Below are 13,903 nucleotides of genomic sequence, written 5' to 3' on the forward strand. Positions count from 1 at the left end.
TGCGTGTCGGGTGGCGGGGGCGGCGGTCATTCTTCGCCGCCCAGCTTGAGAGGGTTGGCTTCGACCGGACCGCGCGAGACGCGATATTCGCTCCACAGCTGCCAGGCGATCGAAACCACGGCCAGCGCCAGGAAGGTCCCCGAGATGGGGTTGGTCAAAAAGCCGGTGAAGTCGCCGCGCGACAGCTGAAGGCCACGGCGGAAGCTGGTCTCGGCCATCGGCCCCAGGATGAAGCCGATGATGAAGGGCGCGGTGGGGATCCCTGCCTTGACGAAGGCAAAGCCCAGCACCCCGAAGGCCAGGATGGTCCAGATGTCGAAGACGCGGCTGGCGAGGCCGAAGGCGCCCACGGCGCACAGCACCAGGATCACCGGCAGCAGGATGTGCTTGGGGATCGCCAGCAGGCGGATGAAGATGCGCAGGCCCCAGAATTCCAGCACCAGCATGAGGAAGGCCGAGACGATCAGCGCGGCGAAGATCGTGTAGACCAGCGGCGCCTGCGTCAGGAACAGCATGGGACCGGGCTGGATGCCGTGGATCATCAGGCCGCCCAGCATGATCGCGGTGACCGCGTCGCCGGGAATGCCCAAGGTCAGCAGCGGGATCATGGCGCCGCCGATGCCGGCATTGTTCGCGGTCTCGGAGGCGACCACGCCTTCGATCGTGCCGTTGCCGAACTCTTCGGGCGTCTTCGAGCGCTTCTTGGCGGCGATATAGGCGATGATGTTCGAGGTGCCCGCGCCGATGCCCGGCAGGATGCCGATGCCGATGCCGATCAGCGCGCTGCGGATGGCGTTGGGGATCTGGCCCGTGAACTCGGCCATGGAAAAGCCGAAGCCCTTGATCTTGACCATCGCTGCCGGCGGGGTGTGGATCGGGCTGCGCGAGGTCTCGGCCACCTTGATGATCTCGGCCACGGCGAACATCCCGACAAGGACCGTCAGGATCGAGAAACCGGCATTCAGCTCGACCTGGCCGAAGGTGAAGCGGGTGATCGCATCCACCGGCGCGATGCCCACGGTCGAGACGGCAAAGCCCAGGACGCCCGCGAAGATCCCCTTGGCCATCGAGCCCGACGACAGCGTGGCGATCAAGGTCAGCGAAAAGACGGCGATGGCGAAATATTCATGAGGCCCGAAGGACAGCGCCACGCTGGCCAGCGACGGCGCGATGAAGGCCAGCGCCGCGATCGAAGCGATGGTCCCCAGGAAGGAAAAGACGATGCCCACGCCAAGCGCCTTGGCGCCCTCGCCCTTTTCCATCATCGGGCCGCCGTCGAAGGTGGTTGCGATCGAGGAGGGCGTGCCGGGGATCTTGAGCAGGATGGCCGAGATGAGGCCCCCCGAGGTCGCCCCGACGAAGAGGGCGATCAGCAGGGAGATGCCCGCGGCCGGGCCCAGCCCATAGGTCATCGGGAGGCAGAGCGCGATGGCCATCACGGCGGTCAGGCCCGGCACGGCGCCAAAGACGATGCCGACGGCGACGCCCGCCACCATGAGCAGGAAGATCTGCAGCGACAGGACGGCAGCGAAGCCTTGGATCAGAAGATCGAACATGGATCTGCTTTCAGCTCAGCCAGGCGACCAGCGGCCCGGCGGGCAGCAGCAGGTCAAAGCCATAGCGGAAGGTGGCGAAGATGACGGCGGCCACACCGGCCGCAAGACCGGCATACAGCGCGACCGGAGGGCGTTCGGCCCGGGGCGCCAGCACCATGAACTGGAGGAAAAGATAGATCGCCGTGGCGATGGGGAACCCAAGCGGGCGCAGGGCGGCGATGAAGCCCGCGATCAGCAGCAGGGTCAGGACGACGGTCACGGTTCCGCCCCATCCCGCCGCCGCCCCGGCCGTCGTGGCCGGACGACGCGAGGCGCCGACCAGTTCGATCAGGCCCAGGCCGATCATCATCCAGGCCAGCACGAACGGCACGGTCGCCGCATCGACGCCCTCCTTGGCCGGCAGGGCCCCCGCCATCCGCAGATAGGCGATCCCGGCGCCGGTCATGGCAAGACCGACGATCACGTCCTTGAGCCGCATCGCGCAGCCTCCCTTGCTGATTTGGCTGGGTGCCGGTGCGACCGCAGGGGGCCGCACCGGCGGGTGCTCAGCGCGCGGCCTGCAGCGCGTCGCGGTAGGGCATGTAGGTGTCGCGGATCTCGTTCAGGCGCGACATGGCCTCTTCCTGCGGCAGGAAGGCGACGGGCTGCTTGAAGCCCTGCTCCAGATCCTCGGCATAGCCCGGGATCTCGGTGATCTGCTTCATCACGTCGCCCATCTTGGCGACGATCTCGGGATCGGTGCCCTTGGGGAAGGCGATGATGTAGGGGTTGTTCATGACGAAATCGACGTCCTGCTCCGCAAAGGTCGGAACATCGCCCAGCAGCGCGTTGCGCTCGGCATTGGGCTGGCCCAGGACGACCATCTGGCCGCTTTCGACATAGTCCTGCACCGCGCCGTAGGCGATGCCGGCCAGGTCGATCCGGCCGCCCAGCAGCGAGGCGATCTTCTCGGAGGCCGAGCCGGTATCCACGATGGTCATCTCGGCGCCGGTCTCTTCCTGGAAGATCAGGCCCTGCAGATGGGAATAGCCGCCGAACTCGGTGCCGAAGGTGATGCTGCCCGGTTCGGCCGCCTGCACATCCGCCACCGAAGCCAGGCCCGACGACTTGCTGGCGACGAAGACCGCGCCCTGGTCGATGGCGGGCACACAGCAGATCTCGAAATCGGCGATGCCGTAATCGGCCAGGCCCGAAACCTCGGCCACGATCAGGTGCCCTGTATGGCCGAACAGCATCGTGTACCCGTCGGGGTCGGCCTGGCGGACCGCCGAGGTGGCGATGGTCGCGCCGCCGCCCGGCATGTTGGTGATGACCATGCTGGTGCCGGTGATCTCTTCGAAATAGCGGGCCATGGTGCGCGCGTTGAAGTCGGTATCGCCCCCGGGGCTGGCGCCGATGATCACGTTGACCGTGCGCTGCGGCCAGTCGGTTTCGGCAAATGCGCCCGTCGCCGCGAATCCCGTCGCGATGACGGTGGTCGCAAGAATTGCTTTGAATTTCATCAGTCGCCCCTCCCGTGGGTCAGTCAGGATTTGATCCCGTGTCCAACGCAGTAATATATTTGTGCGTCAGCCACAAGTGCTTTACGGGGCGCCCTTCCTGCTGCTAGCTGAATGGATCATGCCCCTTTTGCGGGCTCTGGAGGAGCGGCTGTGCAGACGCAGACACGACGACGGTCGCGGGCGGACCTGATCCATGACAGGCTGCGGCACCTGATCGTGACGCTGGAACTGCAGCCCGGGCAGCCGCTGATCGAAAAGCAGCTGTGCGAGACCTTCGGCGTCAGCCGCACGCCGCTGCGCGAGGCCATCCTGCGGCTGGCCGAACACGGCATGGTGACCGTGGCGCCCCAGCATGGCACCTTCGTATCGGTCATCTCTCCACGCGCGGTGCGGCTGGCCCATTTCCTCCGCGAGAGCCTGGAGCTGCCCGTCATCCGGCGCCTGGCCGCGCAGCCGGTGCGTCGCCTTGACCGGGCGCGGGAGATCCTCCTGGAGCAGAAGATCCTTGTGGCGCGCGGCGATCAGGCCGGGTTCATCCTGCTGGACGACCAGTTCCACCAGGCGCTGTTCGACATCGCCGGCCTGCCCGAGATCTGGGACGTGATCCATTCCAAGAAGGGCCATCTGGACCGCGTCCGCTTTCTGCAGGGCAGCATGCGCGGCTCGACGCTTCCGCTGGCGCAGCACGAGACGCTGCTGGAGGCCATCGACCGGGGCGCCGTCGACGAAACCGAGCGGCTGCTGCGCGAGCATCTGGGAGGATCGCTGGATTTCCTGGAACGGCACCTGCGTGAGCGGCCCGATCTTTTCGTGACCGATCCCGATGGTCGGAGCGACCTTGAGTTGCCCTCGGCGGCGCCCTAGATGACCAAGATGCCAGACCGGAGATCGACATGAACGCCCTTGTCGGGACGGGGATCCTCGAGGATCTGCGGACCCGCATCCTTTCGCTGGAGCTGCCGCCGGGAAGCCCGCTGTCGCGCGCCGAGCTGTCGGCCCGCTATGGGATCAGCTCGACGCCGCTGCGGGACGCGATGCTGCGCCTGCAGGACGAGGGGCTGGTCGATGTGCATCCCCAGGCCCGCACCTCGGTCAGCCGGATCGATCTGGAGCATGCCCGCCAGTCGCATTTCCTGCGCAGCGCCGTCGAGGTCGAGATCGCCGCCCGCCTTGCCAAAGCCCCGCCACAGGGTCTCGCCGACGAGCTGTCGCAGCTGATCGCGATGCAGGTCGCCGAGGCCGATCGCGGCAACCTGCGCGGCTTCGCCCACCTGGACCAGGCTTTCCACGCCGCCCAGTACCGCCACGCCCAGCTGGAGCAGGTCCAGCGCGTGATCCGGCGGGAGAGCATCCACATCGACCGGCTTCGCGCGCTGCACCTGATGGAGCCGGAAAAGGCGCGCCAGATCCTGTCCGACCACCGGCGCATCGCCGACAGCATCGCCCGCGGCGACCCCGCCGGCGCGGCCGAGGCCGTCCGCCAGCACCTGTCGCAGTCGATCCTGTTTGCGCGGATGCTGACGGCGCATAATCCCGACTACTTCGTGAACCGCCGCCCGGGCTGACCGGCGGTCAAGGCTTGCAGCCCTCAGATCGGCTCGCCAGGGCTGGTCATCACCGCCACGTGGCGCATGATGTCCGACTGCCGGTGGCAGCCGCTTTTCAGGTAGATGTTCTTCAGCTGCGTCCGGACCGTGTCGGTCGATGTGTGGCGGCTTGCGGCGATCTGGTCGATCGACAGGCCGCCGACCAGCGCCGCAACGATGCAGGCCTCGGCGCCCGACAGGCGATGCATCCGGCAGAACGCCTGCGCGGCATCCTCCAGCGACCGCGCCGGGTCCGTCAGCCGGATGACGCAGTCCATCCCTCCGAAGATCTCTCCGCCGCTGTGCCCGGGCCGGTAGATGCAGGCCCGCAGCGGCAGGCCGCCGTCCCGGCGCTTGAGGTGGCGATAGCGGACCGCAGGCCCCGCCGAGGCCTCGGCGTCCAGCATCTGTCGCAGGAGATCCAGCAGATCAGTGTCCCGGCAACAAAGTCGCCCCAAGGCATTCACCGAAAGCGCCTCGGTCGCCTCGATCATCTCCAAGGCGTCGGGGTCTGCCGCCACGATCTTCAGGCGCCCATCGACGCGCAGTGTCCCGGAGGACGGTCCTCCCACCGGTGACGGCACCCGGCGCGGCTCGAACGCGCGGGACAGATGCGGCACAAGGGCCGCAATGGCGCGCTTGGCATTGTTGATATGCGCCGCATCCGCGTCGGCCCCGACGATGCTGAAGAAGAAATGCCGCTCCCTGTCCCGGCTGAGGGTGACGCCCAGACCCGTGACCACATCCTGGGGCCGCAGATATTCGTGATAGAACTGCGTCCGCAGCAGTTGGTCGCGGGGCAGCATCTCGTCGGCCTGCATGACCTGCCTCAGCGGCCGGGCAAGGGCGTGGTCGGTCCAGGGATTGAGGGCATAGTATTCGCGGTTGTAGCGCCTGACCGTCTCCTGGTCCAAGCCCCCCGCCAGGGCAAAGGCTCCGGTGCCGGACCCCTGGTCGTGACGGACCAGCACCGTCTGCCCGTTCGGAAGCAGCGCGCGGCTTTCTTCCATGAACACCTGCCACGACGTCTCGCCGAAGATCGCCGCATAGATGTGGTCGATCAGCGCATGCGTCTGCTGCGTCACATCCCGAGCCTGCATTCCAGGTTCCCCCCGTCACCTTCCGCGGCCGTCTACCCCGTGCGGGGTATTCTGAGATCTCATTGATAACCGCAGTCTGAGGGGGCCGGTTCCCGTTGTCCACGACAGCCGATGCGGCAGGACCGATCAGCTGGGCTTCCGGTTGAAAAAATGTGCAGTAAATGGAGAATTTTTATGATCGAATTGCTGATCAGCGCCTGCGCCCTGTCGGCGCAGCTGGCCAAGCCCGCCCCCGAATGCCGCGACTTCAGTTTTCTCTTCGATGCAAGAGAGGTCAGCATCATGACCTGCATGATGCATGGCCAGGCCCATATCGCGCAGTGGAAGGAGACCCATCCGCGGTGGGATGTGGAAAGGTGGCTCTGCCGGGCTCATGACACCCGGCAGAGCCAGGCGTAACGCGGGATTTTCAACATCGGCCAAAGTTCAAATCATCAGGTTGTTGCGGCGCCGTTCAGGCGCCGCAACAAGACACGATTATTCCGCGGCCGTGTTCAAAGCCTCGGACAGCTGCGACGTCGCAAAATCCATGGCTTCCTGGGCCGTGGGCACCACGGCGCCCATGCCGAAGAACTCGTGCGTCACGCCATCGAAAGTGCGCTGCGACACGGTTACGCCAGCTTCCTTCAGATGTGCGGCATAGGTCTCGCCCTCGGTCCGCAGCGGGTCGATCTGGGCATTGATGACGGTCGCCGGCGGCAGGCCTTCCAGATTCTCGCGCTCGACCAGATCCAGACGCGGGTCGGCGGCCTGCGACGCATCGGTGAAGACCTGCTGGACGAACCATTCCATCGCCGCCTTGGACAGCGGCTGCGCCTCAGCGTTCTCGACATAGCTTTCCGTCGTCATTTCGTCGCCTGCGACCGGATAGACCAGAAGCTGGTGGTCGGGCTGGATCCAGCCGTTGTCGCGCGCGGCGATGGCGACGTTCGCGGCCAGGTTGCCACCCGCGCTTTCCCCGGCCACGGCCAGGCGCTCGACATCGCCGTTCCATTTACCGGCATTCTCGACGACCCATTCATAGCTTGCGATGGCATCCTCATGCGCAGCAGGGAAAGGATTTTCGGGCGCCTGACGGTAATCCATCGACACGACCAGGGCCTGCGCCCCGGCCGCCAGTTGACGCGTCGAGGCGTCGTAGATGTCGATGTCGGCGATGACCCACCCTCCCCCATGCCAGTAGACGATGACCGGGAAAGGTCCTTCGCCCTCGGGCGTATAGATTCGGGCAGGGACCTCGCCGGCGGCGCCGGGGATCATCACGTCGGTGGTCCCGATCGCCAGCAGCGCCGGATCAGGCGCGGCCCCCTGCTCCTCCATCAGCGCCATGACGGCATCGGCCGGCGTGGGCTGCGCGCGGGTTTCCTCGACCGACAGCGTGCCGATGGGCTTGGCCCCCAGTTCGGTCAGCTTGTCCAGAACGGCCTGCATCTCCTGTGTGGGCGCGGCCATCTGTGCCATTTCGCTGCTGACGGCTTCCTGGGCCGACAGTTGCAGAGGCATCAGGGCCGAGGCCGCGACTGCGCCGATCATGACGCCGGCTGTGGTCGATTTGCGCATCTTGGTTCTTCTCCTGGGAAGGGCATGTTCTGCCGGACCAACCGAATGGTACGCAAAATGTTCCCATACAAACTAATCGCGAGCTTGATGATCAACATGTCTGCGGCCCCTTGTCGACACCCGCGCCCATGGTGCCCGGAGCCGCAGATCCGCTCCCATCACAACAAGATGCGCCGATCGCGTCTCGCTGGATTGCGCGCGTCCATGCCCTGGCTTCTGTTTTCTCCCTGTCCGGCCGTCAGGTCTCTAGGCCCGTGCCCTCATCCGTGGACGATGCCGCCGCCTTCGACGCAAGCTTCTGGCGGGCCGCGATCTCGTGCCGCATCTCCCGACGCACCTCGGCTTCGCGCCAGCGGCGTCGTGCCGCCTCATCCTCGGGCTGCAGAGGGGTCACGGGAACGGGATGGCCGCGCTCGTCGACCGCTACCATGGTGAAATAGCAGGAATTGGTGTGGCGCCGGGTGGCGCGGCGGATGTTCTCGGCCTCGACCTTGATCCCGATCTCCATCGACGTGCGGCCGGTGTGATTGACCCGGGCCCGGAAGGTGACCAGTTCGCCCACGTGGATCGGCTCCTTGAAGGTGACCTGATCGACCGACAGGGTAACCGTATATTCGCCCGAATATCGGCTGGCGCAGGAAAAGGCGACCCTGTCCAGCAGCGCCAGAAGCGCGCCCCCATGCACCTTGCCGCTGAAATTCGCCATGTCCGGCGTCATCAGCACCGTCATCTCCAAGCTCTGCCGCTCCACGCTGATCCTGTCCTTTTCGTGACGTCTTCGCGGATCATTACCGGCGAACCCGCAGGCGCGAAAGCCCGGCCCGCGCCCGTCACCAGTCGCGAGTCGCGGATGACGGCGGCCCGGCCTGCCGCCTCTAGATGTCGAAATTGCTGGGCAGGACGATCATGTCGCGGATGGTGACATTGCGCGGACGCGTCAGCATGAACATCAGCGCATCCGCGACCTCGGTCGGCTCGATCAGGGCACCGGCGTCCTTCATCCGCTGCAGGCGCTCCGGCTCCCAGTCCGACAGCAGCGCCGAGATGACGGACCGGGCGACACCTGTCCGACGCGGACCCCGTGCCCCATCAGCTGGCGCCGCATGGTCTGGACAAAGCAGGTGACGGCCCATTTCGAGGCCGAATAGACCGGCTCGACATGGATCGGCGCATGACCGGCGATCGAGCAGGTCACCACGATATCCCCCGTCTTGCGCCCGATCATGTGCGGCGCGACCGCGTGGACGTTCTTCATCACCGCGTTGACGTTCAGGTTCAGCATGCGGTCGATGGCGGCCGGGTCGGTATCCACCAGATCGCCGCCGATATAGCTGCCGGCATTGCAGGCCATGATGTCGATATGCCCGACCTTGTCCAGGATCTGCGGGACCATCGCGTTGCAGCTGTCGGGGTCCAGCAGGTCGGTGACCTGGGCCATGGCATCGGGACCAAGTTCGTCGGTCAGGGCGGCCAAGGCGCCCTGGTTGCGATCGACCAGCACCACCTTGGCGCCTGCGGCCAAAAGCGCGCGGGCCGTGGCCAGGCCGATGCCCGAGGCCGCGCCGGTGATGGCGGCAACCTTGCCGTGCAGTTCTGCGGACATGTCGTTCTCCTTCGTCTTGCGGGCCGGACCCGCCAATCGTTTCAGTCTTGGGCTCAGACCGCCAGAAAGCCGCCATTCAGGGCGGTGCCACGACATGCGACAAAATCTTCCAATACTTTCTTGACGCGCCGCGCTGAAATTTCGTCAGTCTGCCCTGCTGCACACGCGATGGTGGATCCGCCTCTGTGCATCAAATGCTGCGATGCAGCGTCCAGACGCCCCAAGGATCCGGCGCGACAGGCTGGAAATGCGTCAGTTCAAGCTGCGTAATGCCGGATAGGTTTGCCGGAAAAACGCGTACTTTTCGGCATAGCGCGCCGCCAGTTCGGGGTTGGGCGTGATCTCCTCGGCAACATCCGGCGCGGCGAAGATCCGCGTGGACACCTCTCCTTCCGCGCAGGCGGCGGCCAGGCGGGCGGCCCCAAGGGCCGCGCCCAGGTCGCCCGACCGCGGCCGCAACAGGGTCAGGCCCGTCACCGCCGCGACGATTTGCAGCCACTGGGCAGACCGTGTTCCCCCACCCACGACATAGGCGGCCTCCAGCGTGGTCCCCGCCGCACGCATCGCGCGGTCGCAATCCGCAAAGGCCATAGCCACGCCTTCCATCACCGCCTGCACCAGATCGGGCAGGTCGGTGCCGCGGGTCAGGCCCCAGAACGCCGCCGAGGCGCCAGGGTCGTTATGCGGCGTCCGTTCGCCCGAGAGGTAGGGCAGAAAGCTCGACCGTGCAGGCGCGTCGATGGTCGGCGGCAAAAGTGACGCCAGTTCCGCCACAGGACGGCCGCAGATTTCCGACAGCCAGGTCAGCCCGTCGGTCGCCGACAGGAACACGCCCATCTGGTGCCATGTGTTCGGCACTGCGTGGCAGAAGGCGTGAACCGCATCCTGCGTATTCGGCCTAAATCGGTCGGTGGCCGCGAACAGCACCCCCGAGGTGCCAAGCGACAGAAAACCCGTTCCCGGCGCGATGATGCCCATGCCGCAGGCCGTGGCGGCATTGTCCCCGCCGCCGCCGGCCACGGGCACCTGGCCCATGCCCCACTTCTGCGCAAGCTCTCGCCTCAGCATGCCCGAGCGTTCCGTCCCTTCGACCAGGGCCGGCATCTGCGCGCGCGACAGGCCCGTCGCCCCCAGAAGTTCATCCGACCAATCGCGGCGGGCGACATCCAGCCACAGCGTGCCGGCCGCATCCGACATGTCCGAAACATGGCCGCCCGTCAGCCACAGCCGCACATAGTCCTTGGGCAGCAGCACCTTGGCCGTGCGCTCGAATATCTCGGGCTCGTTCTGCGCAACCCACAGCAGCTTTGGCGCGGTGAATCCTGCCATGACGATGTTGCCGCCGATGCCGCGAAAATCGGCCCGTGCTTCCAATTCGGCGCATTGCGCGCCCGATCGCCCGTCGTTCCACAGGATGCAGGGCCGCAGCGGGCGGTCGGCAGCGTCCAGCAGCGTGGCGCCGTGCATGTGGCCCGACAGGCCGATGCCGCGCAGGGCCGCCATCGCGACAGGCTGCGCCCCGACCAGTTGGCCAATGGCGCTGTCGCAGGCGGCGATCCAACTGTCGGGATCCTGCTCGGACCAGCCGGGGTTCGGGCGCGACACCGTCAGGGCCGCATGGGCCGCCCCGATTTCACGAAACCCGCCGTCCAGCAGGATCGCCTTGACGCCTGACGTGCCGATATCCAGTCCCAGATACATGCGTCTCTCCTATGCCCCAGGCATCTCGATCTGGATCTTGACGTCCGTTTCCCTGCCCTCCACCGCGCGGTCAAAGGCGGCGATGCTGTCCCTGAACGGCACCGTCAGCGAGATCAGCGGCTTCAGATCCACCTTGCCCGCAGCGATCAGCGAGATCGCACGGTCGTAGACATTGGCATAGCGGAAAACGGTTTCGACCCGCAGTTCCTTGGCCTGCAGGCCCACGATGTCAAAGGGCACCGGATCGACTGGCATGCCCACCAGCACGACGGTTCCCCCCGGTCGCGCAAGTTGCGGGACACCCAGCACGGCAGGCGCCGCACCCGAGCATTCGAAGACGACGTCGGCGCCCCAGCCATCGGTGGCCCGCGCCATGGCCTCGGCGGCGGGCATGTTGCGGATGTTGATCGTCTCGATACCCGGATAGGCGCCGATGATGTCCAGCTTGGGCTGGGCCAGATCGCTGACATAGACCTTGGCGCAACCCCCCGCCAGCGCGGCCAGTGCAGTCATCATGCCGATGGGGCCTGCGCCCGTGACGACGGCGATGTCGCCCGGCTGGATGCGCGCCCGCAGCGCGGCCTGCATCCCGATGGCAAAGGGTTCCACCATCGCGCCCTCCGCAAAGGACACATGGTCGGGCAGGCGATAGGTGAAGGCGGCGGGATGCACCACTTGGGGCGTCAGGCAGCCGTGGACGGGCGGGGTCGCCCAGAAGCGCACGGCCGGGTCGACGTTGTAGATCCCCAGCTTGGCGGCGCGCGAGGTGAAATCGGGGATCCCCGGCTCCATGCAGACGCGGTCGCCAATGGCCAGGTGGCGCACCTGCTCGCCCAGTTCGATGACGACCCCCGAGGCTTCGTGCCCCAGCACCATCGGCGCGTTCACGACAAAGGGACCGATTCTGCCGTGGGTGTAGTAATGCACATCGGATCCGCAGACGCCGACGGTCCGCACGGCGATGCGCACATCGGTGGGACCGAGGTGACTGTCCAGCTCGATATCGCGAATCGAAAGCTTCTTTGCCGCTTCAAGAACAAGTGCCGTCGCCATGAATCCCCCTCTTTCCAGACCCGCGCTTTGTCACGCCGCCCCGGGATGCGCCTTGCGCGTCCCAATACGCATCATGCCGGGCTCCAGAAAGCCATTCCTATACGTGGCCCTTTCTGCACGAATTTCGTCTTCGGTAAAAAACATATCAGCAGGTTCATATCCACCCGTCCACTGCACAGAGAGCTGCCGAGACGGCCGCATTTGACTGAAGCAGCCTGAAGCCGCCCCACACAGACAGGAAGAGGAGTGTCGCCAGACTATGACCCGATAGCACCCGATGCATCAGGATGATCGGAAGGCGAACCTGGTGGCGCTGCGGTTGCGCCTCCCAACACGACGCCGGCAAGCATCGGTTACACAGACCGTCACCAACAGGGAACCAAGGGCAGCCGCGGGCCCTTCTACAGCAGGCCCGTCGAGCGGAACGAGACCTCCGCATCCTTTCCGATGACGACGTGGTCATGGACCGTGACATCGATCGCCTCGCAAGCCGCGATCACGCGGCCTGTCATGTTGATGTCCTCCCTGCTGGGCGTGGGGTCGCCGGAGGGGTGGTTGTGGACCATGATGATCGAGCTCGCGTTCAGTTCCAGTGCCCGCTTGGCCACCTCCCGCGGATAGACCGGGACATGCCCGACCGTCCCGCTGCCCAGGGCCTCGTCCGCGATCATCATGTTCTTTCGGTCGAGGAACAGCACGCGGAACTGTTCGGTCTCGCGATGCGCCATGCAGGTCCGGCAATAGGCAATCAGCGCGTCCCAGGACGACAGGACCTCGCGTCTCAGCACCTTTGCCTGCGCCATCCTCTGGGCAAAGGCATCCACCAGCCGCAGTTGCAGGAAGACCCACCGGTCCGCCCCATCGACCTGCAGGATCCGATGTTCGGACGCGGCGATGACACCGTTCAGATCTCCGAATGTCGCCAGAAGCCGCTTGGCCAGAGGCTTCACGTCGATCTTGGCAATGGCATTGAACAGGAGAAGCTCAAGGAGTTCGTATTCGGGCATGGGCGCATGCCCGCCCTCCAGAAATCGCGTGCGCAACCGCTCGCGGTGGCCCCAGTAATGCGGACGCTCGACGCCGCTCCTGTCGCGCAGCAGGCCGCCGCCTGCCGCGGCATCCGGCTTCAGCCGATCCGTCATACGAAACGACGCCTGAAATGCCGGTTCGGTCGCGGCGTCCGCAGGTGGCAGCCGCGCCTCCAGCTCGGCCAGTCCCTTCAGCGCCTCTTCGGAGAAACCGTCCGAGGGGTTCGTCGCCCGCTCCTGCCGAGAATAACCCTGCGGTGGTCCCGAGCCGCCTTCGGGGCTGTCGACCTTTGCATGTGAAAGCTGATCTGCCATCATGAATGCCCGCCTACGCAAGACGATGAACCTTGCGTCCAGTCGTCGTCATCATTTCTGAAGACCCTGCGCGAAATTGGTAAACGAAGCCTTAACAAGCGCTTGGGGAGACGCGGCTATTTACCAGATGATGACGGTTTTGCGAGGTTCGACCGGTGGTGCGTGCCCGAACATCACCCTCGGCCTCGATCAGGGGCGGGCAGCAGCTCCGGCCTTGCCCCGAGTTCCGGGAGTCAAGACCCGTTCCAGAAGATTTCGCGTCAGGCCGCCTTAAGGCAGGCGTTCCGACGATGGCGCGGTAAGACCCGGCTTTGGCATGACGTGCGGTACGGCCGCCAGGATCGCCAGCACGATAGCCGCCGACAGAACGGCAGTCGCCTCCAGCCCCAAGCCGGCCATGACACCGATGCCCGCCGTTGACCAGATGTTCGCTGCCGTCGTCAGCCCCTCGACCTGGTGTCTGGAGGCCCGGACCATGATGGCTCCGGCGCCAAGGAAGCCGATGCCCTGAACAATGCCCTGCAGGACCCGCGACAGATCCCCGATCGACATGCCGCTTTGCAGTGGCCCCAAAACGAAAAGTGCGGCCCCTACGGCAACCAGCATATGGGTCCGCACACCGGCACTCCGCCCCTTGCGTTCGCGCTCGAAGCCGAGGATCCCCCCCAGAAATGCCGCAAGAAGCAGACGCAGCGTGATGCGGACCAGGGTGGACAAATCAGGCACGTCCGAAAACTCACTGACGACGGTACGCCAAACCTCTTCTCCCATGGGAGCCTCCCGGGCTGATCCAATCGATGATCGAACTCGCATGACTTTCGTCTGCAGTCCTGAACAACCAGAAAACGCTGCAGGGTCAGTTCCGGTTCGGAGCAGCTGGTGGTTGACATGATCTTGGC

Annotated in this window: 13 protein-coding genes and 1 pseudogene; 3 read left to right on the plus strand and 11 right to left on the minus strand. The window is 65.7% G+C overall.

Features of this window, described 5'->3' with window-relative positions; translation table 11 throughout:
* Window positions 1–26: 26 nt before the first annotated feature.
* The 3 genes from ACNR9W_RS16765 to ACNR9W_RS16775 form a co-directional block, all read right to left on the minus strand.
* The gene (locus ACNR9W_RS16765; RefSeq protein WP_419269580.1) at window positions 27–1,556 is read right to left on the minus strand and encodes a tripartite tricarboxylate transporter permease; all 1,530 of its coding nucleotides are present in this window, start codon (window positions 1,554–1,556) and stop codon (window positions 27–29) included.
* A 10-nt stretch (window positions 1,557–1,566) separates the two neighbouring features.
* Window positions 1,567–2,034, minus strand: a complete 468-nt coding sequence (locus tag ACNR9W_RS16770) for a tripartite tricarboxylate transporter TctB family protein (protein ID WP_419269579.1) — start codon at window positions 2,032–2,034, stop codon at window positions 1,567–1,569.
* Window positions 2,035–2,101: 67 nt separating this feature from the next.
* Window positions 2,102–3,058: a tripartite tricarboxylate transporter substrate binding protein gene (locus tag ACNR9W_RS16775; protein WP_419269578.1), complete on the minus strand. Its 957-nt coding sequence runs from the start codon at window positions 3,056–3,058 to the stop codon at window positions 2,102–2,104.
* A gap of 150 nt (window positions 3,059–3,208) precedes the next feature.
* Between ACNR9W_RS16775 and ACNR9W_RS16780 the strand changes: the two genes are divergently transcribed.
* Window positions 3,209–3,922, plus strand: a complete 714-nt coding sequence (locus tag ACNR9W_RS16780) for a GntR family transcriptional regulator (RefSeq protein ID WP_419269577.1) — start codon at window positions 3,209–3,211, stop codon at window positions 3,920–3,922.
* A 29-nt stretch (window positions 3,923–3,951) separates the two neighbouring features.
* Window positions 3,952–4,623: a GntR family transcriptional regulator gene (locus tag ACNR9W_RS16785; protein WP_419269576.1), complete on the plus strand. Its 672-nt coding sequence runs from the start codon at window positions 3,952–3,954 to the stop codon at window positions 4,621–4,623.
* Window positions 4,624–4,646: 23 nt separating this feature from the next.
* On the opposite strand, the gene ACNR9W_RS16790 is transcribed toward ACNR9W_RS16785, so the two are convergent.
* Window positions 4,647–5,744, minus strand: a complete 1,098-nt coding sequence (locus ACNR9W_RS16790; RefSeq protein WP_419269575.1) for a helix-turn-helix transcriptional regulator — start codon at window positions 5,742–5,744, stop codon at window positions 4,647–4,649.
* Between the two features lie 174 nt (window positions 5,745–5,918).
* Here ACNR9W_RS16790 and ACNR9W_RS16795 point away from each other — a divergent pair, with 174 nt between their 5' ends.
* Entirely contained in the window at window positions 5,919–6,143 is a 225-nt protein-coding gene (locus ACNR9W_RS16795) for a hypothetical protein (RefSeq protein WP_419269574.1), read from the plus strand.
* Between the two features lie 78 nt (window positions 6,144–6,221).
* Here the strand turns inward: ACNR9W_RS16795 and ACNR9W_RS16800 are convergent, their stop codons facing one another.
* The 7 genes and pseudogenes from ACNR9W_RS16800 to ACNR9W_RS16830 form a co-directional block, all read right to left on the minus strand.
* Window positions 6,222–7,304: an alpha/beta hydrolase gene (locus tag ACNR9W_RS16800; protein ID WP_419269573.1), complete on the minus strand. Its 1,083-nt coding sequence runs from the start codon at window positions 7,302–7,304 to the stop codon at window positions 6,222–6,224.
* 238 nt (window positions 7,305–7,542) lie between these two features.
* Complete coding sequence (locus ACNR9W_RS16805) at window positions 7,543–8,034, minus strand: acyl-CoA thioesterase (protein WP_419269599.1); 492 nt, start codon at window positions 8,032–8,034, stop codon at window positions 7,543–7,545.
* A gap of 145 nt (window positions 8,035–8,179) precedes the next feature.
* Window positions 8,180–8,907, minus strand: a pseudogene (locus tag ACNR9W_RS16810) (SDR family oxidoreductase).
* Window positions 8,908–9,159: 252 nt separating this feature from the next.
* Entirely contained in the window at window positions 9,160–10,608 is a 1,449-nt protein-coding gene (xylB, locus tag ACNR9W_RS16815) for a xylulokinase (protein WP_419269572.1), read from the minus strand.
* 9 nt (window positions 10,609–10,617) lie between these two features.
* The gene (locus ACNR9W_RS16820; protein WP_419269571.1) at window positions 10,618–11,661 is read right to left on the minus strand and encodes an NAD(P)-dependent alcohol dehydrogenase; all 1,044 of its coding nucleotides are present in this window, start codon (window positions 11,659–11,661) and stop codon (window positions 10,618–10,620) included.
* A gap of 401 nt (window positions 11,662–12,062) precedes the next feature.
* Complete coding sequence (gene radC / locus ACNR9W_RS16825; RefSeq protein ID WP_419269570.1) at window positions 12,063–13,007, minus strand: RadC family protein; 945 nt, start codon at window positions 13,005–13,007, stop codon at window positions 12,063–12,065.
* A 267-nt stretch (window positions 13,008–13,274) separates the two neighbouring features.
* Window positions 13,275–13,775, minus strand: coding sequence for an MgtC/SapB family protein (locus tag ACNR9W_RS16830; RefSeq protein WP_458478824.1), 501 nt, complete (start codon window positions 13,773–13,775; stop codon window positions 13,275–13,277).
* Window positions 13,776–13,903 lie beyond the last annotated feature (128 nt).

Source organism: Paracoccus sp. T5 (assembly GCF_048538155.2).
Taxonomy (GTDB): domain Bacteria; phylum Pseudomonadota; class Alphaproteobacteria; order Rhodobacterales; family Rhodobacteraceae; genus Paracoccus.

What these genes read in the sequence shown, in the direction of transcription:
- ACNR9W_RS16765 (WP_419269580.1), bottom strand. Translation starts at nt 1,556, where the DNA reads ATGTTCGATCTTCTGATCCAAGGCTTCGCTGCCGTCCTGTCGCTGCAG.
- ACNR9W_RS16770 (WP_419269579.1), bottom strand. Translation starts at nt 2,034, where the DNA reads ATGCGGCTCAAGGACGTGATCGTCGGTCTTGCCATGACCGGCGCCGGG.
- ACNR9W_RS16775 (WP_419269578.1), bottom strand. Translation starts at nt 3,058, where the DNA reads ATGAAATTCAAAGCAATTCTTGCGACCACCGTCATCGCGACGGGATTC.
- ACNR9W_RS16785 (WP_419269576.1), top strand. Translation starts at nt 3,952, where the DNA reads ATGAACGCCCTTGTCGGGACGGGGATCCTCGAGGATCTGCGGACCCGC.
- ACNR9W_RS16790 (WP_419269575.1), bottom strand. Translation starts at nt 5,744, where the DNA reads ATGCAGGCTCGGGATGTGACGCAGCAGACGCATGCGCTGATCGACCAC.
- ACNR9W_RS16795 (WP_419269574.1), top strand. Translation starts at nt 5,919, where the DNA reads ATGATCGAATTGCTGATCAGCGCCTGCGCCCTGTCGGCGCAGCTGGCC.
- ACNR9W_RS16800 (WP_419269573.1), bottom strand. Translation starts at nt 7,304, where the DNA reads ATGCGCAAATCGACCACAGCCGGCGTCATGATCGGCGCAGTCGCGGCC.
- ACNR9W_RS16805 (WP_419269599.1), bottom strand. Translation starts at nt 8,034, where the DNA reads ATGACGGTGCTGATGACGCCGGACATGGCGAATTTCAGCGGCAAGGTG.
- xylB (WP_419269572.1), bottom strand. Translation starts at nt 10,608, where the DNA reads ATGTATCTGGGACTGGATATCGGCACGTCAGGCGTCAAGGCGATCCTG.
- ACNR9W_RS16820 (WP_419269571.1), bottom strand. Translation starts at nt 11,661, where the DNA reads ATGGCGACGGCACTTGTTCTTGAAGCGGCAAAGAAGCTTTCGATTCGC.
- radC (WP_419269570.1), bottom strand. Translation starts at nt 13,007, where the DNA reads ATGATGGCAGATCAGCTTTCACATGCAAAGGTCGACAGCCCCGAAGGC.
- ACNR9W_RS16830 (WP_458478824.1), bottom strand. Translation starts at nt 13,775, where the DNA reads ATGGGAGAAGAGGTTTGGCGTACCGTCGTCAGTGAGTTTTCGGACGTG.